The sequence below is a fragment of the Paenibacillus vulneris genome (genome assembly GCF_039543185.1).
In the GTDB taxonomy this organism is placed as follows: domain Bacteria; phylum Bacillota; class Bacilli; order Paenibacillales; family NBRC-103111; genus Paenibacillus_S; species Paenibacillus_S vulneris.
The window spans coordinates 1-24,373 of record NZ_BAABJG010000008.1 but is presented as its reverse complement, the minus strand read 5'-3'; the positions used below and the strand labels follow the sequence as shown (position 1 = coordinate 24,373).

At 50.2% G+C, this 24,373-nt stretch carries 25 protein-coding genes; 8 read left to right on the top strand and 17 right to left on the bottom strand.

The genetic code is table 11. The annotated features are described in order from the left end of the window. Positions 1-97: 97 nt before the first annotated feature. Positions 98-550 carry a ferritin-like domain-containing protein gene (locus ABEA66_RS09810; RefSeq protein WP_345587428.1) on the bottom strand — a complete coding sequence of 151 codons (453 nt, stop codon included), beginning with the start codon at positions 548-550 and terminating at the stop codon, positions 98-100. A 186-nt stretch (positions 551-736) separates the two neighbouring features. Between ABEA66_RS09810 and ABEA66_RS09805 the strand changes: the two genes are divergently transcribed. After that, the gene (locus tag ABEA66_RS09805; RefSeq protein WP_345587427.1) at positions 737-1,900 is read left to right on the top strand and encodes a glycosyltransferase family 4 protein; all 1,164 of its coding nucleotides are present in this window, start codon (positions 737-739) and stop codon (positions 1,898-1,900) included. A gap of 83 nt (positions 1,901-1,983) precedes the next feature. Here ABEA66_RS09805 and ABEA66_RS09800 read toward each other — a convergent pair whose 3' ends face one another. The 8 genes from ABEA66_RS09800 to ABEA66_RS09765 all read right to left on the bottom strand — a co-directional run bounded on the left by ABEA66_RS09800 (position 1,984) and on the right by ABEA66_RS09765 (position 10,058). Next, entirely contained in the window at positions 1,984-3,105 is a 1,122-nt protein-coding gene (locus ABEA66_RS09800) for a CgeB family protein (RefSeq protein ID WP_345587425.1), read from the bottom strand. Positions 3,106-3,153: 48 nt separating this feature from the next. Continuing rightward, positions 3,154-4,308: a glycosyltransferase family protein gene (locus ABEA66_RS09795; RefSeq protein WP_345587424.1), complete on the bottom strand. Its 1,155-nt coding sequence runs from the start codon at positions 4,306-4,308 to the stop codon at positions 3,154-3,156. Beyond that, the gene (locus ABEA66_RS09790; protein ID WP_345587423.1) at positions 4,305-5,438 is read right to left on the bottom strand and encodes a CgeB family protein; all 1,134 of its coding nucleotides are present in this window, start codon (positions 5,436-5,438) and stop codon (positions 4,305-4,307) included. The genes ABEA66_RS09795 and ABEA66_RS09790 overlap by 4 nt, the downstream gene beginning before the upstream one ends. Positions 5,439-5,523: 85 nt before the next feature. Beyond that, complete coding sequence (locus ABEA66_RS09785) at positions 5,524-5,979, bottom strand: dTDP-4-dehydrorhamnose 3,5-epimerase family protein (RefSeq protein WP_345587422.1); 456 nt, start codon at positions 5,977-5,979, stop codon at positions 5,524-5,526. After that, positions 5,972-6,838, bottom strand: a complete 867-nt coding sequence (rfbD, locus tag ABEA66_RS09780) for a dTDP-4-dehydrorhamnose reductase (protein WP_345587421.1) — start codon at positions 6,836-6,838, stop codon at positions 5,972-5,974. Before rfbD ends, ABEA66_RS09785 begins: the two co-directional genes overlap by 8 nt. After that, positions 6,835-7,857, bottom strand: a complete 1,023-nt coding sequence (gene rfbB / locus ABEA66_RS09775) for a dTDP-glucose 4,6-dehydratase (protein ID WP_345587420.1) — start codon at positions 7,855-7,857, stop codon at positions 6,835-6,837. Before rfbB ends, rfbD begins: the two co-directional genes overlap by 4 nt. Further along, positions 7,854-8,576 carry a sugar phosphate nucleotidyltransferase gene (locus ABEA66_RS09770; RefSeq protein WP_345587419.1) on the bottom strand — a complete coding sequence of 241 codons (723 nt, stop codon included), beginning with the start codon at positions 8,574-8,576 and terminating at the stop codon, positions 7,854-7,856. The genes rfbB and ABEA66_RS09770 overlap by 4 nt, the downstream gene beginning before the upstream one ends. Before the next feature lie 309 nt (positions 8,577-8,885). Then, complete coding sequence (locus ABEA66_RS09765; protein WP_345587418.1) at positions 8,886-10,058, bottom strand: OsmC family protein; 1,173 nt, start codon at positions 10,056-10,058, stop codon at positions 8,886-8,888. Positions 10,059-10,358: 300 nt separating this feature from the next. On the opposite strand from ABEA66_RS09765, the gene ABEA66_RS09760 reads away from it, so the two are divergent. Beyond that, positions 10,359-11,492: a DegT/DnrJ/EryC1/StrS family aminotransferase gene (locus ABEA66_RS09760; protein ID WP_079909949.1), complete on the top strand. Its 1,134-nt coding sequence runs from the start codon at positions 10,359-10,361 to the stop codon at positions 11,490-11,492. Between the two features lie 144 nt (positions 11,493-11,636). Here ABEA66_RS09760 and ABEA66_RS09755 read toward each other — a convergent pair whose 3' ends face one another. Beyond that, positions 11,637-12,266 carry an acetyltransferase gene (locus ABEA66_RS09755; RefSeq protein WP_256865301.1) on the bottom strand — a complete coding sequence of 210 codons (630 nt, stop codon included), beginning with the start codon at positions 12,264-12,266 and terminating at the stop codon, positions 11,637-11,639. 195 nt (positions 12,267-12,461) lie between these two features. Between ABEA66_RS09755 and ABEA66_RS09750 the strand changes: the two genes are divergently transcribed. The 6 genes from ABEA66_RS09750 to ABEA66_RS09725 all read left to right on the top strand — a co-directional run bounded on the left by ABEA66_RS09750 (position 12,462) and on the right by ABEA66_RS09725 (position 16,205). Further along, positions 12,462-13,232, top strand: a complete 771-nt coding sequence (locus ABEA66_RS09750) for a glycosyltransferase family 2 protein (RefSeq protein ID WP_144027817.1) — start codon at positions 12,462-12,464, stop codon at positions 13,230-13,232. 7 nt (positions 13,233-13,239) lie between these two features. Next, entirely contained in the window at positions 13,240-14,388 is a 1,149-nt protein-coding gene (locus ABEA66_RS09745) for a glycosyltransferase family 2 protein (RefSeq protein WP_345587417.1), read from the top strand. Positions 14,389-14,392: 4 nt separating this feature from the next. Beyond that, positions 14,393-15,121, top strand: coding sequence for a glycosyltransferase family 2 protein (locus ABEA66_RS09740; protein ID WP_345587416.1), 729 nt, complete (start codon positions 14,393-14,395; stop codon positions 15,119-15,121). A gap of 132 nt (positions 15,122-15,253) precedes the next feature. Next, positions 15,254-15,541, top strand: coding sequence for a nucleoside-diphosphate sugar epimerase (locus tag ABEA66_RS09735; protein WP_079909946.1), 288 nt, complete (start codon positions 15,254-15,256; stop codon positions 15,539-15,541). Positions 15,542-15,570: 29 nt separating this feature from the next. Next, positions 15,571-15,909, top strand: coding sequence for an alpha-helical endospore appendage domain-containing protein (locus ABEA66_RS09730; RefSeq protein WP_079909945.1), 339 nt, complete (start codon positions 15,571-15,573; stop codon positions 15,907-15,909). After that, positions 15,906-16,205 carry a hypothetical protein gene (locus ABEA66_RS09725; RefSeq protein ID WP_345587415.1) on the top strand — a complete coding sequence of 100 codons (300 nt, stop codon included), beginning with the start codon at positions 15,906-15,908 and terminating at the stop codon, positions 16,203-16,205. The genes ABEA66_RS09730 and ABEA66_RS09725 overlap by 4 nt, the downstream gene beginning before the upstream one ends. 224 nt (positions 16,206-16,429) lie before the next feature. Here ABEA66_RS09725 and ABEA66_RS09720 read toward each other — a convergent pair whose 3' ends face one another. From ABEA66_RS09720 to ABEA66_RS09690, 7 genes are all read right to left on the bottom strand, one after another. Continuing rightward, on the bottom strand, positions 16,430-18,184 hold the full coding sequence (locus tag ABEA66_RS09720; protein WP_345587414.1) for a DUF4214 domain-containing protein: 1,755 nt from the start codon (positions 18,182-18,184) through the stop codon (positions 16,430-16,432). Positions 18,185-18,210: 26 nt separating this feature from the next. After that, positions 18,211-19,485, bottom strand: a complete 1,275-nt coding sequence (locus tag ABEA66_RS09715; protein WP_345587413.1) for a glycosyltransferase family 4 protein — start codon at positions 19,483-19,485, stop codon at positions 18,211-18,213. Between the two features lie 78 nt (positions 19,486-19,563). Then, the gene (locus ABEA66_RS09710; RefSeq protein ID WP_345587412.1) at positions 19,564-20,511 is read right to left on the bottom strand and encodes a GDP-mannose 4,6-dehydratase; all 948 of its coding nucleotides are present in this window, start codon (positions 20,509-20,511) and stop codon (positions 19,564-19,566) included. Between the two features lie 17 nt (positions 20,512-20,528). After that, positions 20,529-21,539, bottom strand: a complete 1,011-nt coding sequence (locus ABEA66_RS09705) for a mannose-1-phosphate guanylyltransferase (protein ID WP_345587411.1) — start codon at positions 21,537-21,539, stop codon at positions 20,529-20,531. Between the two features lie 83 nt (positions 21,540-21,622). Beyond that, on the bottom strand, positions 21,623-22,456 hold the full coding sequence (locus ABEA66_RS09700; protein WP_079910161.1) for a dTDP-4-dehydrorhamnose reductase family protein: 834 nt from the start codon (positions 22,454-22,456) through the stop codon (positions 21,623-21,625). Positions 22,457-22,682: 226 nt separating this feature from the next. After that, positions 22,683-22,931, bottom strand: coding sequence for a FliH/SctL family protein (locus ABEA66_RS09695; RefSeq protein WP_345587410.1), 249 nt, complete (start codon positions 22,929-22,931; stop codon positions 22,683-22,685). Positions 22,932-22,971: 40 nt separating this feature from the next. Next, positions 22,972-24,132 carry a glycosyltransferase gene (locus ABEA66_RS09690; RefSeq protein ID WP_345587409.1) on the bottom strand — a complete coding sequence of 387 codons (1,161 nt, stop codon included), beginning with the start codon at positions 24,130-24,132 and terminating at the stop codon, positions 22,972-22,974. Positions 24,133-24,373: the final 241 nt, after the last annotated feature.

Genomic DNA, 24,373 nt, shown 5'->3' with positions numbered 1-24,373 from the left:
TACCACATCAATTCCAAAACTTTCCTATGCAGTTCGATTATACTAGATTCCTGTCAGATTTTGCAATACCCTTCAGTATAAAAACATGACTTTCGGACTATCTCATTAAAACAAGTCCCACCAGGTGGTCCGCACTATCGCTCATCCCATAGAAGAATAAATCCCGCACCCTAAGACTCGGGGTTAGCAAGTAAGTATCGCGGTACTGCCGGATGGCTTCCCTCTCCAAACGGATTACATGCTGCAAGCCCTCCTCGTATGTGGTATAAGCGCAACGTTCCGGTTGAACCGACGGCTCTTCCCCTTTTAATTCCATGTATAATGCTTCAAGCAGCTTATATTGCCTCTTCTCTTCCGTCAGCATCCGCTCCAGCTCCAAGGCTGCTTCTTCTGTCGGGGCCAGTTTGACCAATGCAGCATAAGCGCGGATCAATGCCGCCGTATGACTGACACTCCACTGCAGCTGGAACATAAACCGGCGCAAGTCTCGATATTGCAGCTTGGCGGACATAGAAGAATAATCATCGGCAGAGGGGGATTGTAGTATCATCCTGCTTCCTCCATTCCAGTACAAGAATAGGCAAATCACTATTAGTAATAGCCTATTCATGACAGCCTGCCCATGACACCTTATTTTTTTCGGGCATAGTGTATGGAACACACGATTAAAAATCCGATCACATATAGTATGAAAAAAGAACTATGTGCGAAAGCATCTGAAATGAGGAGGCAGTCAATGAAACTCACCATTTACAGTTCTACGCATTCGATCGGAGGCGGGAGCCGTCTGCTGGTTAACTTGGCTACGGCAATTGCCCGCCACCCCGACGTTCAAAGCGTAAGACTCATTGCCAATTCACGCAGCGGACTTCAAAATACGATAAACCGATCCCAGCATCCTAATCTGGAAGTCGTATATTACGATGGCACCGAAACGTTGCCGGCCGGCCATCCCTACCTGACCGATTGCGATCTGGTGTACGTTTTTTGGCCCCACGGTACAGAATACCGGGATTGGAATAAACCTACGGTCGTAACCTATCATGACACGACGATTCTGGATTATGTGCCGCCGTTTACACCAGGGCCGTATATTCGAAGCTACTGGGAATCATCCAAGCGCTGGCTGGACCACTGCGATGGCATCGTCGTCTCGTCCGAGCATGTAAAATCCAGGCTCATCGCTCATTTTGGAGATAGATGCAGGTGGGCAGCGGTCGTCCACCACGCCATTTCCCCTGCCCAATATTTTGAAAACGAAGAGACAAGCCGCATCTTATCGGGTTCGCTGCCAAGCCGCTATTTTATTTGTCCCGCCAACACATCACCGCATAAAAACCATTACAATTTGTTCTTGGCCTATGCTAAATTTTCCAAACGAAAAGATCATCCGCTCCTGTTGACCGGCAACAATACGGAGCAATACTGCAGTACTCCACCGGCATGGCCTGAAATAGCCTATTTACCGACTATCGTATCCTTGATCAAGCGGCTTGATCTTAAGATAAACCAAGAATTATACCCTCTTGGAATGGTTCCCGACGATTATGTAGTCCCTCTAATCAAAAACGCTTACGCTCTTATCATGCCGAGCCTGTCTGAGGGAGGGGGCAGCTACCCGGTGGAGGAAGCCTTAAGTATGGGAGTGCCTGTCCTATGCTCGGATATTCCTGTCATGCGTGAGCATCTGGCGAACCGAAGCGCTAAGGTCGTATGGTTCCGTCCGGAATCCCCGGATTCGATCGCACAGGCGATGGAGCATCTTACGGAGCATTATGACGAGTTCAAGGCATCTGCAGTTGCAGGGATGAACGATCCTGCCGCCTCCTGGGATGACATTGCTGCGCAATATGTGTCTATTTTCCATAGCGCTATTGTAATTAAGAAGAGAACCCCCTGAGCGATCTTCCGCAAAGATCAAAGAGCCTGCACAACAGGCTCTTTGTGGTCCAATCCCGTTGCAGCTTGCCCTCGCTTGAGAAATCAGGGGTTAGCAGCCAGCATACCGAGCATGGCAGCAATTCGGTGATCGAAAGTATGCTCCCTCAGCGTCCTTTGCAGCCCTCTGCGGGCCAGCTCATTCCTCTCCTCTTCATGGCTTAAATAATATTCAATTTTGTGTACAAGCTCTTCAGCAGAGGCGTACGTAGCCAATTCTTGGCCCGGTCCGTACAAGGTGCCCAAGTCCTGCCTGGCGTCCGTCAATTGAAACGCCCCGCTGCCGCAAATTTCAAAGGTGCGCGGGTTGGTCGAAAGCGCCTTGACGCCGGAGCTGTTCTTATTAAAGGTCTCATCATCGGGGGAACGGTGAAGGTTAATGACAATTTTAGCTCCGTTATAGTATTGGGCCGTTTCTTCAGGCGACAGCCATTCCGTACGGATACTGTGGGACAGCTTGGAATAATGCTCCAGACGCTCCCACCACCATCCGAAAATCTTAACATTTTTTTGGGCCAGATAAGGAGCGATGCGGTCAAAGAAACCCACCCTATGCCAATAAGCACTTCCGATGAAGCAAACGTCACTAAAGTAGCCGGTATGAACCCTTAGCGGATGGAATACGGCCATATCGACGGCTAGAGGCAAATGGAACACCATCGGGCACCCCTGCATCCGGTAAAACTCTACGCAGCTCAGCTCATTGGTGAATACATAATCGTAATGCGTAGACATTGATCTTGTAATATCCGAATAATAGGGGTCATCCGAAAACCATATGGCCGTTTTGCTTCCTTGGCTCCGAATCGAATGCATAATCTCCGGCGGTACATTCATGCCGAGCAAGACGAGCACAAGCTGCGGCTTCCATTGGGCCGTCAACAGGAGAAGGTCGTCCTGGGGAGAACAGACATGAAGCTCCCTTACTTGATTTTGCAGCGCCTTCACCACGGCCAAGTCGATAGGAGAGAAAGGAAACCCCATCCCTGAGGTGACACAAAGCACGGAAAGATCATGAACCGCCGTCTGCAGCGGAACATGGGAACGAATTATCGCTTCATTGCGGCCCAGCCGGAGACCGTAGTTCCAGCCAAGCTTGTAGCCTGCCCTACTTCCATGTAATCTCCCCCGCCTCTGCTGCGGGGTTAATTTTCGTATGACAGTCATTTGTTATCCTCCTAACCTTCGTGACGGGATAGCAAGCAGTCCAGTAGTCTATCCATAGATAACGCTGAGCAAACGGGAGATTCTTTGTTTATACGTATGCTCGCTCATTGTTTTTCGAAGGGCCCGCAGAGCAATCTCTCGGCGTTCCTCCTCATGCTTCAAGTAATAATCACACTTCTCCTTCAGCTCTTCCGGACTTGAATATGTGACAATCTCTTGGCCCGGCGTATAGAAATAGCTTAAATCATGCCGGATGTCCGTGAGCTGCAGGGCTCCACAGGCACATATGTCGAAGGTTCTGGGATTGATGGACAGCGCAGGAATGCGTTGGGAATTGTAGTTATGCTGGTCGTCTTCATGGGAACGATGGAGATTGATGACGATCTTGGAAGCATTGTAATAAGCGGCGGTGTCCTGGATACTCATGCATCGCTCCAGGCTGATTTTCGAGCGGAGTCTGCGGTAGCTTTTCAAACGATCCCACAAAAAGCCGGAAATGAACGTCTTCTTGTTCGCCAAATAGGTGGAAACCTTATCGATGAAGTGCACCCGGTTCCAAAATGCAGTCCCAATAAAGCAAATGTCCTTGCTATACGATAAATTCACATGCTGCGGCCGAAACATCGCCTCATTCACCGCTAGAGGCAAATAATGAACCTGCTGGCATCCAGCCGTTTGGTAATAAGGAACAGCCCCAAGTTCATGCGTAAAAACATAATCGAAATGAGGGGCTTTCTGCAGCGTCACATCAATAAAATAAGGATCTTCGGCAATCCAAACGCAGGTCCGGATCCCCATCATGCGAATGGCGTCGATGTGCTCTATTGGGAGATCAAAAATACCGTTCAAAACAAATAGCAAATCAGGTTGTACCTGTTTGGCCACTTCGACGATGTTGTCCATTGGTGCAGCTACGGATACTTGCCGGACCTGGGCCTGCAAGCCCCCGATGATTCCTTGATTAATCGGCTCATGAAATTGTCCGCCCTCGTAAGCTTCTATCACGAACAGCACATGAAGATCACGAATCAGCTGAATTCCTTGTGCCGCCTGAATGGCTTGCAGGATCGCTTCGCTTCTTCCAAGATGATAGCCTCGCCTCCACCCCGTGCGAAAACCTTCCCTTCTGCCTTTTATCGTACCCATGCTTACGGTTGGAACGGCACTTTTTTTCCTAGAAGAACGGGCAAGTCTACGCCTCATACCAAACCACCTGTTTCGTTAAAAATGGTGAGCAGCATTGCTTGCAAACGATGGCTGTAAGTGTGCTGGCTCATGGTTTTATGCAGCCCTCCGAGAGCTGTTCGCCGTCTTTCTTCCTCATGACGCAAGTAATAGTGAATGCGATCCACGAGCTCCTCCGGTCCTGCAAAAGTGGCAAGCTCTTGCCCGGGCGTGTAATGGCTGGTTAAATCCTCCCTAATGTCTGTCAACTGGAGGGTACCGCATGCGCATATTTCAAACGTCCTGGGATTAACGGACATAGCATGGATTCTCCTGCTGTTATATCGCTCCTCGGCCGAACGATGCAAGTTGATCACGATTTTAGCCCCGATATAGTACTTGATGTTGTCATCATATAGTACCCCTTGAAGGTTCACATGTTGTTTAATGGCATCATAATGCTTCAGCTGGTTCCAGCCATAGCCTGCCATAAACAGCCGTACTCCTTTCAGAGCGGGGATCACTTTATCAAAGAAGGAGATCCGGTTAGGAAAAGCGGAGCCGATAAAGCACACATCCGACCGGTAATGTCTTTCGACAAATCGCGGAGCGACTACGGCCCGATCTACACCGGAAGGCAAATAATGCACATTCCCGCATCCCAGAGCCTGGTAAAACGGAACTGCATTGAACTCATGGGTAAAAATGTAATCGTATAACGGCGCCATGGAGGCCGTAATATCCGTAAAGTAAGGATCATCCATAATCCAGACCGCCGTTCGGAACCCGTGCAGGCGAAGATTAATAATTTGCTCGTTAGGCACACGCAAAATCCCATTTAGAACTAGAATTAAATCAGGACGGAATTCGCCTGCAATGGCCGTCAGATCCGATGTGGGCGGAACAACCTTCACTTCCTGGACCAGCACACTAATCGAGTTGGCAATCCCCAGGTCCAATGTGCGAAACCCCGGGGTTCCTTCCTCCACATACATCACTTTTATCGCTCTTTTTACACTCGGTATCGGCTGCACCCGGTCCAGTACTGCTTGACATCGCCCCAAATGGTAGCCGTGGCTGCGGCCGAGACGGTAGCCGTCCGCTCGCCCTTTTCTGGCGCCTTGCAGCTTTGCGGCCAAGGCACGCGATTGTATTCCATGACTGGCCACTTTGTCTACCTCCTAAAAGTTTTCCGTAGGAAAACTATCTTCGTACGCATTCGCTAAATAGTTTTCCCTAGGAAAACCCACTTATTTATCGATTTCGTGTCTGCCAATCGAACCCGATAGACGCATCATTCCAGTCTATACGAAATTCATCCGGCTGCTTGGGGTCATAGGCCATATTCGTGAAATACAGGATGGTGGCCGGTTGATTGCCGAGCACCCTGTATCCATGCGCAACTCCGCGCGGAATGAACAGCAGATACTTGTTATGGTCTCCCATATAGTACACGTCCGTCTGCTTGTAAGTCGGCGAATCGGTTCTCATATCGTGCAGCACCACTTGGGCGTTCCCTGAAGGGAAGAACCAGATATCATCCTGCTTCTTATGATAATGGAATGCCTTGATGACACCCGGATACGACATGGAAAGAGAGGCCTGCCCAAACCTTCCATAGATGGGGTCATCCTCCCGTAATATTTCCATAAAATACCCTCTATCGTCGCTGTGGAGCACAAGATTTTTTTTCAGAACACCTTCAATCATCAGCCGGTTCCTCCAATACAAAATCATTATGCAAAAAGTCGTTCAAAGCATCCTTCCAATCCCGAAGACGCGGAAGGTGGTTCAACCGGATAGCAGAGTCGTCAAAAACGGAGTATTCGGGCCTTTGAGCAGCAGACAGAAAGCCTGCCGAGCTAATGGGAACCAGCTTCACGTGATGCCAATTCAAAGCTTGAAAGATCGCTTGAGCGAACGCGTACCTTGAGCATTGCCCCCTATTGGCAACATGGTACAGCCCATAGCAGTCCGTTTGTATCAAGTACTCGATAAATCGTGCCAAATCGAGCGTATAGGTCGGTGAACCGAATTGATCGGATACGACCTTAAGCTCCCCATGCTGCCGGCCTAATGAAATCATTTTTGTAACAAAATTACTGCCGTTTTTGCCGTACAGCCAGGAAGTACGCAAGATGAAATATTGTCCGCTGATCAGCTCCACGAATTTCTCCGCATGCAGCTTGGAATTTCCATACACGCCTAATGGGTTAGGCCGGTCCGTCTCGATATAGGGGCTTCGCTTGCTCCCGTCAAACACGTAATCCGTGCTGATATGAACGAGCTTCGCCCCAATCTCCGCTGCCGCAAGAGCTACATTTTTCGTTCCAATCGAATTGATGGTATAAGCCTCATGGCTCTCCTGCTCCGCTTTATCCACGTTCGTGTAAGCTGCGGCATGAATGACCGCATCCGGTTTTATGTTCCTGATAGCTTGAAAAACAGCTGTCTCATTCGTCACATCAAGCTCGGCTCTCGTCATGGCTACAACCTGATGCTTGGAAGATAACACACGGATCAAATCATATCCCAACTGGCCCCCCGCTCCCGTAATAAATACCTTCATCCTTCGGGCTCACCTCCGTCATCGTCCCCGGCATGGCTTTCAGGGACATCTCCGGCAAGTTGTTTCCACCAACCCGTGTGTAACGCGTACCAATCCACGGTTTGAGCAATTCCCTCCTGGAATGAATAACGGGGGGCCCAGCCGAGCTCCTCTCTTATTTTGGATGCATCAATAGCATATCGGCGGTCATGTCCGGGTCTGTCGGCGACAAATTGAATGAGTGTTTCCGGTTTACCCAGCCGCTTAAGTATTTCGGTGACGACCTCGATATTGGATCGTTCGCTGTTTCCGCCAATATTGTATACCTGCCCCGGCTTGCCGGATTCCAGCACCCGCTCAATTGCCGAGCAGTGATCCTCCACATGAAGCCAATCTCTTACATTCTGTCCGTCCCCATACACAGGAATCGGTTGATCCAGAAGCGCCCTCGTGATAATCTTGGGGATCAGCTTCTCCGGATATTGGTAGGGGCCGAAATTTTTGGAACAGCGTGTGATCATAACCGGCAAACCATACGTTTCGTAATAAGCGCGAGCCATGAAATCCGATCCGGCTTTACTCGCAGAGTAGGGACTGTTCGGGGAAAGCGGCGTTTGCTCGGTAAAATAACCTTCCTTCCCCAGCGTTCCATACACTTCATCGGTGGACACATGGACCATACGGCGGACCCCGCATTTCCTTGCCGCCTCCAATACCCCCTGCGTACCTAACACATTAGTACGGACAAACACGGAAGCATCTTCAATGCTTCGATCTACATGCGATTCCGCCGCAAAATGTACGATGCAATCGACCTGCTCCTCCAGCATGACCCTTTCTAGAAGCGCTACATCCGCAATATCCCCTTTTATAAAACGGTAATTCGATAAATGTTGCACAGAGGCAACATTGGCAGGGTTTCCGGCATACGTCAGCAGATCGTAGTTGATTACCCGATCCTTAGGATGGTTTTGGAGCCAATACAGAATGAAGTTGCTTCCGATAAAGCCCATGCCCCCGGTAACCAACAACGTGCTCATTCCGCATCACTTCCTCTCAGCTTCTCGCTTGCTTCCTGCAAGGAGTCATGGGTTCCTGCATCTGTCCACCATCCGGACAATATACTATAGGACAATTCTTTTTTGGCGGCATAGGCATTATTCACGTCGGTGATTTCCAGCTCTCCTCTGGAGGAAGGCTTTATCGTTCGAATAATATCGAAAACCTGTGAATCATACATATAAATGCCTGTCACGCAGTAATTCGATTGCGGGTTGTCTGGCTTCTCTTCGATTAGTGTAATACGGCCTTCTTCCATTACCGGAACGCCATAACGGGACGGGTCCGGCACGGACTTCAGAAACACATGAGCCCCCCGAGGCTGTTTCGTGTAAGCTTTTACCGCCGGATGCAGATTGTCCTGAAAAAGATTATCCCCGAGAATCACCAGCATGCTCTCATCAGCAGGAACGAAATCCTCTGCCAGCGCCAGTGCTTCTGCAATCCCCCCGGCCTCCTCCTGGATTTTGTACGTGATGCTAACCCCCCATTGCTGCCCGCTTCCTATATATTCCGTAAACAAACCGGCGGATGGCTTGCCTATGACCAGAAGAATTTGCTTGATTCCGAGCGATACCATCTTGTCTATTGCGTAATGAATCATAGGGTACTTTCCTACTGGCAGAAGATGTTTGTTAACCAAATTCGTCAGCGGACGAAGCCTCGTACCCGTACCGCCGGCCAAAATAATTCCTCTCATGCATACAACTCCTTTCCCTACAGCTTTTACCTCCAGCTTGCGCCACACACTCTAGTTAATGATATTCTCGTACACATAGGAGCATATAGACGGATACCTCACCGGAGTAAAAATTGGCTGTTGTCCGGTAGTTATGGCCAAGGAACAAAATAGCCCCACAAAGTGGGGTTGAGTCCGTTCACTAATAAAAAAAATCCCATACTCCATAAGAAGAGCATGAGATTCCGATAGGCAGGTCGGAAAGCAACCATGCCGTAATGTTGAAACCGCAATACTTGTGCGATGTTATACCGCAGCTAGATTGCTCTTTTATTGCGTCGGCTGCACGTGTACAAATGTCCTGCGAACGGTTTGTGGATCGGTTAACAGATGCAAGCTAGGGCATACTCTGGTGACCGCATTGTGCAGCTTGAGTATGGTGTCTGTAGATTCCGGCGAAACAATGCTAAGTTGATAGGATATGGTATGAAGGGAAGGCGCACTCCACGGATCATTTTGGGCCAGCTCTCCCTCGACCTCCACTTCAACCTTTTGCAGTACGATCTTTCTCTCTGCCGCCAATGCCAATGCGGTTTGAGTTACGCAGCTGCCCAGTGCCCCTAGAATCATTTCCCCTGGACTCGGCCCCCGATCATACTGACCATCCTCCGCCATGTAATTGGTCTGCACTGTAAATCCGCGGAAATGAATTTCCCGCTTCCCTCCGCTCCCTTTCGCAACGACCTTAGCGGATAGCGTTTGGCTTCCCGAAGTGGAAGCTGTAGCTGGTTCTGGATCCGGCATGCCCGAGACAGACATCGGCTCCATGCGTTCGGCCTGAGGTTCCTTATTCTCGGGCAGCATTTGTTCTTCAACTGCAGCTTGAGTCCATGGAGCGACGTACTGAGCCTTCTCCCGGAACCATAAAGTAGCGATCCATTTCTCCCCTTCCTTCAGCTCCCGCGAGCCGTGCAAGGATAGCGGATGCGTTTCATTCGTACCTTTTTTGCAGTTCTCAAAAACCAATAGAGTGCCTTCCGTCGGAACAATGTCCAGGTTCAGCTCAGGAAAGTAGGTTTCGCCCCCGGCATTTGTTGAATTCAGGTACAGCAGTGCCGTGTACAGCCTTTGCCCTCCTTGATGAAAGAAATTTTTGCCGGCCACCGTGGACAAATCATAAGTATCATAATGGGCACCGAACTTACCGCCAACGAGGTATCTTGCAATCTGAAGATTTTCCGCGTAATGAAGAGGCTGCCCAACGATGGAAGCGACCCGCTTACACACCCGGATTACCGTTTCATTGGCATGATGGTTAAACCAGGCAAAATCCGACTTTCTGAAATCCGAGGTTACTACCTCCGTTTGTCCTATGACTTTGGCAGGCTGAAGAGAATTTTGGGCCATTTCAATTAACTGCCGGCATTCTGCAGTGGTTACAACCTGCTCATATTTTGCGATTAACGGTTCTTGCTGATAAATAACGGAAGGCTTAATCAACATCGTTCTCCTCCAATTCAATACGGGCTACCAAAATCGCCTTTTATGCTACCCATATCATACTGTTATGCAAAATGATGTGTGTGGGTGCTTATCACGGTCTTCATCTTGAACCCGGACAGGAGGATTATGAAATCCCTCGCTGGTTTCTTCTCTCCCAAAATGGGCCTTGTTAAGCGGTGTACCTTGACCCCGTTTTCCGAGAAAGTGCATATATTATCGAATAGTCATGTTTCAATCACTTATGCACCGTTCATCATTTACATGTTCCGCACGGTGCCGCCCTACTAGGAGGGATACAAATTGGGCAACTTTTATCCTGTTGCACTCCCAATCTTAAATGGTAATGAAAAAAAATATGTCAACGACTGCCTTGACTCTACCTGGATTTCCTCAAACGGCTCTTATATCAAAAAATTCGAGCAGGGCTTTGCCGAGCTGTGCACGACCAAGCACGCTCTGGCATGCAGCAACGGTACGACGGCCCTTCATCTCGCCCTGCTGGCCCATGGCGTTGGTCCGGGGGATGAAGTTATCGTGCCTACGTTTACTTTCATCGCGACGGCCAACGCAGTAACCTACTGCAATGCTAAGCCCGTTTTCGTCGACTCGGAACCGGATACCTGGAATATCGATCCCCGGAAAATCGAAGCAAAAATAACCCCGCGCACGAAAGGGATCATCGCTGTGCATCTGTACGGCCATTCGGCCGACATGGACCCGATTCTCGAGATCGCCGGCCGGCACGGCTTGTTCGTCATCGAGGACGCCGCGGAGGCCGTAGGTGCCCAGTATAAAGGACGCATGGTAGGCTCTCTTGGCCACACAGCCATATTCAGTCTATTCGGCAATAAAATACTGACCACCGGCGAAGGAGGAATGATCACCACCGACGACGATTCCATCGCCCGGACAATCGCTCTATTAAAAGGGCAGGGAATGGACCCTCAGCGTCGTTACTGGTACCCTGTGATCGGGTACAACTACCGGATGACCAACATTCAAGCCGCGATTGGCCTGGCGCAGCTGGAGCAGGCTAAATGGCATATCGAGCGGCGGATTCAAGTTGCCGGACAATATGTGGAGCAGTTGAAGGACAGCGACCTTATTACCCTGCCCGTGGAGAAGGAATGGGCTAAGAACGTATACTGGATGTTCAGCGCCGTCTTCCATGAGTTTACGGAAGAGCAGCGGGATGAGGTGATGCGGCGTCTGTACGCGTTAGGGATTGAAACCAGGCCGTTCTTTTACCCGATGCACAAGCTGCCTCCTTATCAGCATTTACAGCCAGCCGATGAGTTTCCGGTATCCAACCGCATTTGCGCTCAGGGGATCAATTTGCCAAGCTACGGCAGCCTGACGCCGGAGGATATCCAGCATATTGCGGCAATGGTTAAACAGGTCGCCGCTGAAGTGAAGGCTGCCGAACAGAATTAAGTCTATCGGCGTGTTTCCCGGACGACCCGCACTAAACGAATGGATAAACCGGATGGGTTTCAGCCTCTATTCACCCCTAATGCCCCAAAACACCAAAAAGACGCCTCCCCTGACGAACGGGAAGCGTCTTTTTAGGTTTATAGGCTACAGCTGCCGGATGATGCGCGCCGGTACGCCGAAGGCGAGACAGCTGTCCGGTATATCCTTGACGACTACGGAACCGGCTCCGAGTACGGACCAAGAGCCAATTCGAACACCGTCGATGACCTTGGTCCCGGTACCAAGGAACGTTCCGTCTCCTACAGTGACGGTTCCCGACAGAGTTGCACCCGGCGCCACATGACACGCCTCTCCGATCACACAGTCATGATCTACAGAAGCCTGCGTATTAATAATGCTGTTATCTCCTATTCGGACATCCGGATGAATGACTGCCCCCGCCATTACCGCAACGCCAGCCCCTAGAGAAGCTGCTTCAGCCACGTAAGCGTGAGGACTCACCGCGTTGATTAATTCATACCCCAGCTCCGTAGCTTTGCGGGCCAGCAGCCTTCGAAGCTTATTATCTCCGATTGCAATAAAGGCATGCCGAACCCCCTGGCCGTACAGCTCCGGAAGAACCGAGTCATCCCCTAGGACAGGGACGCCTAATACTTGGGTTCCTGCTAATTGTTTATCCGTACATCCAATAATTTCCAAGGCACGGTTCGATTTCAAAATATCCATGACGACCTTTGCATGCCCGCCCGCTCCGATAATGACGACTCGACGCAATCATATGACCCCCAATCCCTATGAATTACATTATTGTATGCTTTGATTTAAATCATCTATGCACCTATCGAGCGCCCTTTTCATCCCTTATATGCTATAGCCCTCTCTCCCGTGACAAAAGTACATAAGATAACTATTGTACGAATCGATATACGACTATTTGTACTAAAACCGATGAGAGGAGTTGTACAACGAATGCGGCAAAAACGCAAATCCATGCCAGCTGCCGGCTCTCCATCCTCATCCAGGGTATCGGTTATTATTCCGGTAATGAACGAGAAGAAAACATTGCGTTCGGTGCTGAGGGAAGCCCGTAAGCTGAATCCGCTGGAAATTATCGTTGTCGCTAACGGCTCTACCGACGGGTCCAAAGAAGTAGCGCTGGCCAAAGGTGCCCGCGTCATCAGCTTCGAGCATCCTCTTGGACATGATGTCGGACGAAGTGTCGGCGCTTTGCATGCGACGGGAGATATTTTGCTTTTCATGGACGGGGATATCATAATTCCGGCAGCCCAGCTTCTCCCATTTATTCGAGCGGTTCGTCATGGAGTTGACGTAGCCCTGAACCGGTATTCCGGTCCCGTGCAGACCCAACAGGTGCATCCGGTGGTGCTCGCCAAGCACGCCTTGAACAGCATGCTCGGCCGCAGTGATTTACGCGGCTGCTCCATGACCGCCATCCCTCACGCCCTAAGCAGAAGGGCCTTGAATACGATCGGTGCGGAGCATTTATCCGTCCCTCCCAAAGCACAGACAATAGCTCTAGTCAAGCAGCTTCGGGTAGAAGCGGTGCATCACGTCGATGTCAGCACAGTGAATCCGATACGCAGAAGAAACCATGGGGTCGATCCGCTTCGGGATTTAATAGTCGGTGATCATCTGGAAGCTATACATTGGTTAGTTCAGGCGACTAACGAACGGGCTCATCACTCGGATTTAGCCAGAAATCGGTCCTTAGTGAGGTGAAACGAAATTGCAACCTGCTTATAAACGACCTGGCAAGAAAACCATTACCCGTACCCGGCCGCAAAAACGAAGGAAAGTGGCTGCCCCCAGGGGCAGAGCAAGGCTAAAGAAAAGAAACAAGCGAACGCCCCTCCGTTCGGCTGCTAGACAAAGAAGAGCCCAGTTCCTTACCGTCAGGACATCTTCCCATGCGTATCGTTCCGGCAAAGCATACGGCAAGGAGGACAGTCTGCTGTACTCCATCGAGCATGAGCCTTTCCAGAAAAAAGCGCTGAACCGTTACTGGATGAAGCATATTCCGTCACTGCATATTACCCGGGAGCCGTGGAAGCATTACGCGGAAGCCGCTAAAGGATATGTTCGGGGCTTTTTCAAAGCCAAGGGCCAGCATCCCCACGACTGGCTCCTTGTCCCCACGAATAAGACCATAGCGGCTATCGTGACCGTTAAAAATGAGGAAGAATCCATCGGGACTATCTTACAGCAATTAAACCGTCTGCCCCTGGACGAGATTTATGTTGTTGTCAACGGGTCAACCGATCACAGCTTCGAAATTGCGCGCAGCAAATCCCACGCTGTCGTCGTATCGTATCCGCAGGCAGTAGGACATGATGTCGGACGCGCCATTGGGGCCAATCTGGCACAATCGGATATATTGCTGTTCCTGGACGGCGACATTCCCATTCAGGCGGAGCAGCTGATTCCTTTTATCTATGGAATCGAAAACGGGCTGGATGTCGCATTGAACAATGTGACCCCTTTCTTATCTTCATTTGCACATTCGGATTCCGTCACGCATATGAAGCAATTTTTGAATGTCGCACTCAAACGGCCCGACCTGGCCGCCAATTCCATGACAGCCGTACCTCATGCTCTGTCCCGTAAGGCTGTGGAGACCATGGGGACCCATTCCCTAATTGTCCCCCCTAAAGCACAAGTGCTGGCGGTATTGAAGGGATTGCATATCGGTACGGGGGGAAGCATTAACGTCATTAACCGAAACAAACTGCGGGAGGGCAACGTCGGGAGGAAGAACCGAACGGCGGAGCTGATTATCGGAGATCATATTGAAGCGATCAGGCTAGCGGGTGAACGGGCTGGAGAAAGGCTGGAGTTTGTGGATACCCAACGCAAAAGAGGCTACGCAGGAGGATAATAGCATGCAAATGACCAGCATCATTATACCGAACTATAACGGGCTTCACTTGCTGAAGCCTTGTATTGCATCCATTCGGGAGCATATCAGCACGGCGTACGAAATTATTGTGGTGGATAACGGCTCGAATGACGGCTCCGTCCAGTACTGCATTCAGGAAAAGCTCAAGCTGATTTCCCTCCCCTTCAACCGCGGATTTCCCGCTGCCTGCAATTTCGGTCTTCGCATTGCCGTCGGGGATGCGCTGCTTCTCTTGAACAACGATACGCTATTTACCAAGCGAGCACTGGACCATATGCTGAGATGCCTTTACAGCTCCAGCGATATCGGCATTGTCGGACCTGTCACCAACTATGCGAGCGGAAAGCAGCAAATTACAGAGCCTTTTACTAACGTGACCGATATGGCGGAACGGTACAATCAGCCTGACTCGACGAAATGGCAGCCTACGGAGCGAGTTGTCGGACTATGCTTCTTATTCAAGCGGGAGCTAATGAATCGAATTGGCCTCCTGGATGAACGATTCTCGCCAGGACACTTGGAAGACGACGATTATTGCTATCGTGCCCGGCAAGCGGGATTTCGGCTTATGATTGCCGGAGATGCGTTTATCTTCCACCATGGAAGCGCAAGCTTCCAGAAGCAGAGCCAGGAATCGGTCCAGGAGCTGCTGGAACGCAACTACGCTAAATTTATCGATAAATGGGGTGTAGACCCCCGCACCTTCCTATAAGGCGGGGGCTACCTCTGGACCAACGGCCATGAAATTTTTTTGCAGCTGTCATGCGGTAGGCGGATGCCGTGATTTAGCGGTATCCATCCGCATATGTTATGGTGGAAATCTATATGGGAAGGAGGGCAAGGAATGCAGCGGCAAATCGATGCTATCATTGACTATATGTCCATTTCTCAGCTGGAAATGGCCAAAATACTTGATGCCGAGCGCCATATCGCCGTGCTCGCCGGACAGTTTATTCATGACATTTCGCATGAAAACCCTTCTTTCGGAGATATAGAATCACTGACGGACCATTCGCTCAATGTAACGAAGAATATAGCCGCCTACCTTAACAGCCTGGCCGATTTAACGGATGCCTTGGGCGATAATCTGATTTTGGTACTAAAAGAAGTAGACTCACCGGATGAAGAATAGCCTATATTCAAGGAAAGCGAGGGTTAGCTTTGAGCAGAACGGACTCTTACCACAGGCTGCTGCAATCGTCAGCAAGCTTTCAAAAAAATATTTCCTTAATATTGGAGGCCAAAGCGCATGAAGCCGCCCGCTCCAGCCGATGGATGTGCACCCATCTGACCTCCTCGCATTTAGGCGATCACAATGATCAAGTAAAGCGTACTATCGAAATCCACGAGCAGCTGCTCGAAGTGATTGACGGCTTAACGAAGATGGAGCAGGCATTAACCAAAAATTTGCAGGCTATATTAGGAGATAGCAATGAGGACGGCAATTCAGGGGAAATTTCGGGTGATTTTAACGACTTCTTCGGAGGCAGCTCCAGATGAGGCGCCAAGAGGAAGACTTGCAAATAAAGCTTAAGCTTCACATACTGGAATCCTTGGCCCGCAGCCAGCGCGCCTTGGCCGTCATGATGGAGAGTATGTCAGAGGTCGTAAAAGACTCTCAGGATATAGCCAGGGGGCTTGCCGAGCAGATCGAATTGATCAGCCGGTACCAGCGTGAAATTGCCGTAAAGATGATTGGAGTGAAAATCCGAAGAAAGAAACGGAGCAAGCCGGTTAAGCCCTGGCTTAACCGAAAGCTTCGCCGGTTCCAGCCGACTATTTCCCTTACGAGATAGTCGGCCTCCTGCGCTCAGATGGCACAAATAACCTCATTAAGCCATCCATGCTGCTGATCCACAGGGAATACAATTAGGGCTTGTATAAAGTTTCCAGAGCCGCAGCGTTTGCGTCCGATTCAGGTAATTCAAGAGGAACCAAATTTTACGCATGCAGATGCGGGCAAAAAAGAGCGGGTCGCCCTATCTCTGGACAGGACAAGCCACGCTCCTCTCTCCATTCTTTAATATCCCATTTGAATAGCTGAAATGACAGCATAATATTCGTTAGCAACATCCGTCCATTTTCGATTCAGCATGCTCTGTAACGCCTGCTTCTGCCGTAAAACCAGCGGATTCCTGTTCCAGACGAGCTGCCGGATTGCCGTCTCCATCTCCGCAACGTCATAAGGATTAAAGGTAATCAGAGCATAATGGTCGCTGACAACCTCGTTAATGACTTCCAGTCTGCTGGTCGCCACCGGGGTGTCCATAACCAGGGATTCCAGGATAGGGAACGGACAACTGCCCTCGAATAGAGTAGGAACAATGGTACCGAATGCATATTTATATAGGGACGGAATATCGTGTGAAGGCAGCCGCCCTATGAAGTTCACGCTGCTTCTTGCCTCAGCATCCGTGCAGCGCTGCAGGGCGGCCGCCATTGCGCCCTCCAAGGGCCTGTCATGCTGCTGATCGGTCAAAACCAAGCGGAGCTGTGATCTCTTGCCGTCCGGGGATTGTTTGTAGCGAAGAAAGGCTTCGATGAGACGATCATGGTTCTTATGCAGGCGCACAACAGACGGAAACGTAATGTACGGTCCATATAGCTTATATTTCAATCTGAACTCCAGCTCCGGAGTAATTCCGAAGGAGGCATACTCCTCTGAAGGTGCGGCAAGACGAATCACATGCATCTTATGGAACGGCAGCTTCAAAAATTGCATTCCTTCATGATCCCTCGTAAAGTTGGAGTTGAAGACAACCTTCCTGGCTTTATCGGCCATTCTATATACAATGTTGTCCAGACTCTGGCAAAACACAGGCTGCTCTCTGTAATACTCGTTCCTAAAGTGCATGTATACCAAATCGTGTACGCACAAAATAAAGGGCTTATGCAGCTCTAAAGCCAGCTCCATGCCGATATATGGCACCACCCAAACATCCACCGGGATATGGTGGTTCAGCCACTCCATGGAAGGAAATTTATGAACGAAGACCCGTCCCGGGTAGAGGGCCTTCAGCTTCCGGTAAGCCCGCTCCAGATCCAGATAGTTATTTTCCCTTACTGCAACATGAATAATAATATCAGGATGATGCAACAGCCCTTCAATCAACCGCATGCTGAAACGCCCAATGCCTTCACCGTCAAGCAGCTTCCCAATCGTCTGGGTATATCCCATAAATATGCCTACCTGCTTCGCGGGAAGCCCGCTCCCCGCGATCGGAACCGGCTGTACAGGTGTATTAGGCATGACGGAGGTCTCCCCAGGCGGCAGGGGGGCCGCCATCAAGGTAAGAAATTCCGAAGAGGTCAAAAAGCTCATAATAAACATCATTCTCGGGACGCCCTGTGCCAGATGCTGCAAGTGAACCTGCATGCCGCCCGGATCCGGACTGCGGTATAAAAACTCGTAATACAGAGCTTCTATAAACTGGGGGCCGTCGGCCAGGAAAAATTGGTTGACAATACTGGCCAAGGTGATGTCCTGATGCCCTGGCGGATTAGGGAAACCGAACAAACGCTCGGCCTCCCCGTTTTGAATCAATGCAGTCAATAAATCCAGCTTTTGCGTCCCTTGCGCGAGAAGCTGCATGTAGTACTGAAGCTCATGGCCATGCGGCTCCCTATGAAGCAGCTGCGAGTACAAGACCCATATAAATGCTTCCCCCTCCAGCCGAAGCAGCGCATGAATGACTCTGACTATGCGATAGTGATTTCCTTGCTGGAGAGTCCGTTTAAACTGCTCGGAGCTCTGTCTTAATCCCATCACATCCATCGAATCGATCTCCCTTACTCAGTGTACTATTGAATTAAACCTAGATGGATCAGCCGCTTTTTCACCATTTGGCCAACAACTTGGGGGGAGTACTGGGATCGGATCGTATGCTGCCCGTTCTCGGCAATCATTTGCCTCCATTCCGGATGCGCGACCAGTCTGCGCATATACTCTACCGCATGGTCGATATCCGGCTCCGCCCATTTTTGATGCGCTTCATAAGGCCCCCAATATTCCCCGACGTCTACCAATTTATAATTGACCGCGCAGGAATTTCCGGGATGCATGAAGTCGGTGTTGCCGGACCAGTTGGTGCCAATAACCGGTTTGCCCAAATACATCGCCTCGGCCAGACCCAGCCCGAAGCCTTCCGAACGGTGCAGCGAAACAAAGCAATCGATGCATTGAAGCAGCGAATTCACTTCGAGCCGGGTCATGGTCCGGTCCAGAAGGATGATGTTGTGATGTCCTGCCGCCGCCTGCCTCAGAAGATCAAGCTCGCCCGGCTTTGATTCAGGATTGTTGACCTTGATGACCAAGGCCACGCCGGCTTCATGGTCAAACGCCCGCTTAAAGGCTTCTATTGCCGCCAAAGGATTTTTTCGTTTGTGATAGCTCTGCGTATCGTACATGGAGCAGAACAAAAAGCGGCCATGAGGCAGGCCAAAATAGTCACGATTCAGCTCCGCCTGATACCCGACTTCAATGCCGTGCGGTATTCTGACAACCGGGACCTTGGATTTCATAGAGACACTGTCAAGGACGAAGGTTGAAGGCACCCACACTTCCTGCACGACATCGAAGCCCTTGCAGTACACTCTCGGATACTCGGGCAGCTCCCAATGCCAGTAGCCTATATTGTATTTGTTCCTTGTCACGCGGTCGCCAAAATGTCTGGCCGCCCGCTTGATCATATCCCCGTTAATATGGAAAATATTCGTGTTATACACCGCTTTGTCCATTTCCTTATAGGACCAGGTTGTATCTTCCGTACGAACATCATGCTTCGCTGTGTAATTCATGATGCCAAAGGGGATATCCGTATTGACGAGAGCCCTGGCCCCAAGGCGCGCCGATTCCCCTATCCCCGTCTCCGCCCGAATGAAGCCTATCAGGTTAACCCCTCTAATAGAAGCGGAGAACGGCGACTTAAGACTTGGCCTGCCCTGCTTTGGTTTCGGCCATTTTTTCAGACCGAGCACTTTACGCTTGGCCGGCTGCCGTTTGCGCAATCGAATCCGTTTGACCCGTTTGCCCGCCGCCATTTTTTTGACCGCGCCTGCCATCTTTCGTGCTTTCATCGCTCGCCCTCCCAATCTCTGCATAGTGAAAAGCGGAAGTAAGTCTGCTATTAGGGATAAAACAGCCTTGCTGCACGGTTATGGCTGCATCCTCCAATAATTCAGCAGGTCCTCCAGCGTTTGGTCAAACGGGATTCCCGGCTTCCAGCCCGTTTGCTGATGAAATTTGGTGTAGTCACCTAGCAAGATCTCCACATCCGAAGGGCGCAGGCGCGACTCGTCTTCCTTGATTTCAATTTGCACCTTGCTGAGAGCCAGCAGTTTATTCAATACCTCTTGTATGGTATAGCACTTGCCGGATGCGATATTATAGGTTTCTCCCGGCACTCCTTTGTTTACGGCAAGCCAGTAAGCTCTCACAATATCTCTCACGTCCGTAAAATCCCGTTTGGCCTGAAGATTGCCGACGTACAGCACAGGCGGCTTTTTCCCTTTTTCGATATCGGCGATTTGCTTGGAAAAATTCGAGGTGACGAAGTTCTCCCCCCGGCGGGGTCCTGTATGATTAAAGGTGCGGGTCAGCACGACGTTCAGCCCATAGCTTTTGTTGTACTGATAGCCGAGAAACTCCTGCGTCACTTTGCTGACGGCGTAAGGGCTTAACGGACGAAGCGGGTTGGTTTCCTTAATCGGCACTTCATGCGGCTCCACATGGCCGTATTCCTCGCTGGAGCAAGCAATCTGTATTTTGCAGTCCAGATTGGAGCGTCTCACCGCTTCGAAAATATTGACCTGGCTCGCAACGTTATTATGAATCGTATCCATAGGCGAATTCCAGGAGGTCGGGACAAAGCTTTGGGCAGCCAGATGAAAGATCAGATCCGGTTTAACGTCATGGATTAGGCTCTCTACCGAAAACGGGTCTCTGAGCTCACACTCCACGAGGCGAATGTCCTTCAAATGCTTGATGTGATCCAAGCGGCTTCTTTGCCGGATGGTGCCGATGACTTCAATTTGATTAGCCAGCAAATATTCCGCCATATGACTGCCGACAAACCCGGATATTCCCGTAACTAACACTCTCATAGAAGTAGGGTCCTCCTTTAGTATTCCAGTAGTTTCAGCACATCTTTAATTTGCTGTTCCTGGGATTTATGACACACCAGCAGCCCATCGGGCGTAGACACTATGATGACGTCCTTGATGCCGATAACCACCGTTTTATGGTCTTCCGTGTAGATGATGCTGTTCTCCGTATAAGTGGCGCTGACGTCCCCCATCACGATATTTCCTTTGGAGTCCTTCTCAAAAATACGCTCCAGCGAAGTCCAGGAGCCCACATCATCCCACTCGAAATGAACAGGGATCGTATAGATGGTCGTTGCCTTTTCCAGGATCGCATAGTCGATCGAGATTTTGGGCAGACGGTGATAAACCTTCTCCCAATCGCCGCCGCAGCTGGACAGCAGCCCCCACATCTCTTTTTGAAATTTGGTCATATAATAGGCAATCGTCGAAGGCTTCCAAACAAAGATGCCGCTGTTCCAATACATGTTTTTTTGTTGAAACAATTTTACCGCTTTATCCAGCGGAGGCTTTTCAATAAAAGCCTTGGCCAGTACGGCTCCCCCGCTATCAGGCTCCTCCGTCTCGATATAGCCGTATCCGGTTTCCGGCCTCGTCGGTACGATCCCCAGGGTGACGATGGAATGACCGTTCTCGGCAACGGCTTCGGCTTGAAGCAGCGCTTCCCATAGTCGTTTATCATCGGGAATATATTGATCCGAGGGGGTTGTTACAAGCACCTCATTTTCCCCCTTGGTCATAAAATGCAGCGCTGACAGCGCAATGCAAGGCCCTGTATCCTTCGGCTCAGGCTCAAGCAGGATCTGGGCCAAGTCCAGATCGGGAAGCTGCTCCTTGACCGTTGCGCTGTACTCGCGTGTCGTCAGTATATAGATGGAGGCTTTCGGTACCCATTGGGCGAATCTGCGATATGATTGCTGCAGCATGGTTTCCTCAGAGGTTAATGAGAGAAACTGTTTTGGCTTGCGCTTTACGCTCCGGGGCCAGAAGCGGGTACCTTGCCCCCCTGCCATAATGACAATTTTCATTGTGCTGTCCTCCTTAGAAAAGCAAAACTTCCTTCGTAAAGCATCCGCCGGGTTTGGTTGGTCCCGAACCCCGCGCATTAGCCTTACCCCCCGCTCCGCATCCAATCTCGCAGCTCCGTCAACATAACCGAGTATGGCGCCACTTGATAACCGACGTCCCGGCGCGTGCTTCTGAGCGTCCGGTCCAATTCCACTGCATCGTTAGGCTGTATCCGGATGTCCGATCGGCCGAACAAACGCTTGATGGATAACAGCAAATCATATTTGCTGATCTTCTCCGGGGCCGTCAGATGAAGAATTCCATTCAATCGCCGTCCATGCTCCACGACAAAATGAATGAATTTGGCTAGCTCCAGCGAGGTTATCCCGTTCCATGGCACATTGACGAAACCTCGGACTTCCTTTTGCCGTAAAAACCAGTCAAGAAGACCGATCCCGTTTCCGCCCTCCGGTCCAATGAGAGATACCCGAATCGTCAGATGGGAGGAATCACGAATTTCACCTAACGCCTTGGTTTTGGCATACACGGAGGTTCCCTCAGGAACGTGCCTTTCCTCGTAATCCCCTCTGGTTCCCGAGAATACACCGTCGGTGCTCAAATGAATCAAGCGAATGGTTCGCTCCTTTGCCAGCTTGGCTAGCTGATGAGGCAGCAGGCCGTTCACCCGGTACGCGGTAATCTCATGCAATCGGGCCATGTCATTGATAATACTCGTTCCATTCACGATAACGTCCGGGGCTACGATGTCCACTAATTTTTCAACCATAACTTCATCCGTCGGGTCCAAAAACAGCCCCTTCCGTTCCCGCCCCTTGAGCTTGGTTGTATAATAAACTTCATATGAGGTCTGTTTGTACAAATAAGGAACCAGAACGCGGCCAGCGATCTCTTCACCGCCAATGACCAATATTCTCATAACTTCAGCTTCCTTCTCCAAGTCAGGGCTTCCTGCCGCCCTAAGCAAAACTCAAAGCTTATAACGTGTTTCCAACTTTAGAATGGATGCGTGATGCGTGTCGGTTAAGTACAATATATTACATAGGCAACTACTGCGTAACGTCGCATGTCCCTGTGTTAATGTACAAATTACCTTAGCCGCCCTCTTCCATTCCTAAGTTATTCCCGCCATCTCCAATTCGGTTTTATTGCCCCTCTTTAAGACCTTGGGCAAAACCGGCGTTAAACCCCTCGTTGTACTTTTGGTCAAATGCCTCATTGTACGCCTGACGGTATGTCTTTTTTAACGGAACCTTTCTTACGGGCCTATGCCTTTTCCTCCTGGCAGCAGGAGCGGGGCGTTTCACTTTCCTTTTCAGTCGAGGTCTCGCCACCGCTTTCCTTATCCGCTTCTTTACCTGCTTTTTGATAGCGCGCGTTTTTTGTTTTCGCATGATGTTCTCCCCTCCTATGGATTGCAAATGGAATGATTCATTATGCGGAATAATAGGATTTGAACGCATCATAAAATACGGCGATATACTGTTTGGCTATATCGTCCCAGGATGCGGACGGATCGTTCATCCCTGCTATTGCCGAATTCTTATAGTGATCATAGTGCCCTGCCAGATGCTCGAACGCTCTGGTAATGGAATCGGGCGACTCCGGATCAAACCATACGACATCCGCGCTCCGGTTGGATAAGTGCTCCCGCATCACCGGGATATCCGAGCATAGGACTGGCACTCCCAAAGTTAGTGCTTCTTCTACCGGGTAGCTTCCCCCTCCCTCCGAAAGGCTTGGCATAATGAGGGCATATGCATTTTTAATCACAGGGGCGACATAGGAATCGGGCACTAGCCCCAGCGGATAGATGTCTTTTAGCGGCTTCAAACCGAGTCTGTGGATGAGGGATATAAGTGTTGATTGATAAGGAGCATCAGGCCAATTGGGCGGCGTCATTCCAAGCTTCTCCGTACCATATCCGAACAATACTAAAGGATGCTGATGCCTATTGGCCCATCCATTGTATCCTAGCAGCAAGTTATAGTGGTTTTTATGCGGGGATGTGTTAGCCGGGTAGACAAAGTAAGGAAAGGGCAGCATCGTTGCCAGCGATGCATTCAAGGCCGGATCTACAGTAGGCTTCATCGGCAAAATGGCATGACGGATAATGGTGGCCGACCGGCATCTTTCTCCGAAATGAGCTATGATTCTGGATTTTACATGCTCTGAAGGGACAACGACTTTGGCACTGCGCTCGAACCAAACGGCATATTGCTGCCAATGGGCTCTAATGACGGAGCCCCCGACGAACGGGGGAGCAAAATCCAGAATCGTGGCATCATGAAACGTACAAACCACAGGCTTCTTGACGTCGACAAACTGCGGACCGTGGGGCCAAAACGCATAGACAACATGGCAATCCCGCAAATATGGATGGTTCGGATCGCTGCGAATATCCTGTTCCTCATAATAAATTTCAATATTGTTATATTCCCTCATCTGGATGCGATCCTTGAACCCGGTTTGCGCGGAGATCACAACCCGAACCAATTGAATATTCGGCTGTCGCGCGATTGCGGTAACCAGATTGGCCAGCAGCCTGCAGCCCCCGCCAACGGAAACCATAGAGCTCCATATTAATATTCTCATCACAATGTTCCTCTCTTCTGCCACTGCTTATTTCAAAGAGCATAGCAGGAGCTTATTGCGGAAATACCTAGTGATAACATATGCGTTAGCCTTTATCACCTAATGGACGCTTATCTTGGATTCCCAAAAAAGGCGGATGCCCTTGGAAAAAAAAGAGCCTCTACGGAGTATGGTCAAGACCCCATTTTGTAGACATTGAAAAAAACCCTATGCCACAAGCTGACGCCGGTACTCTAAAGGC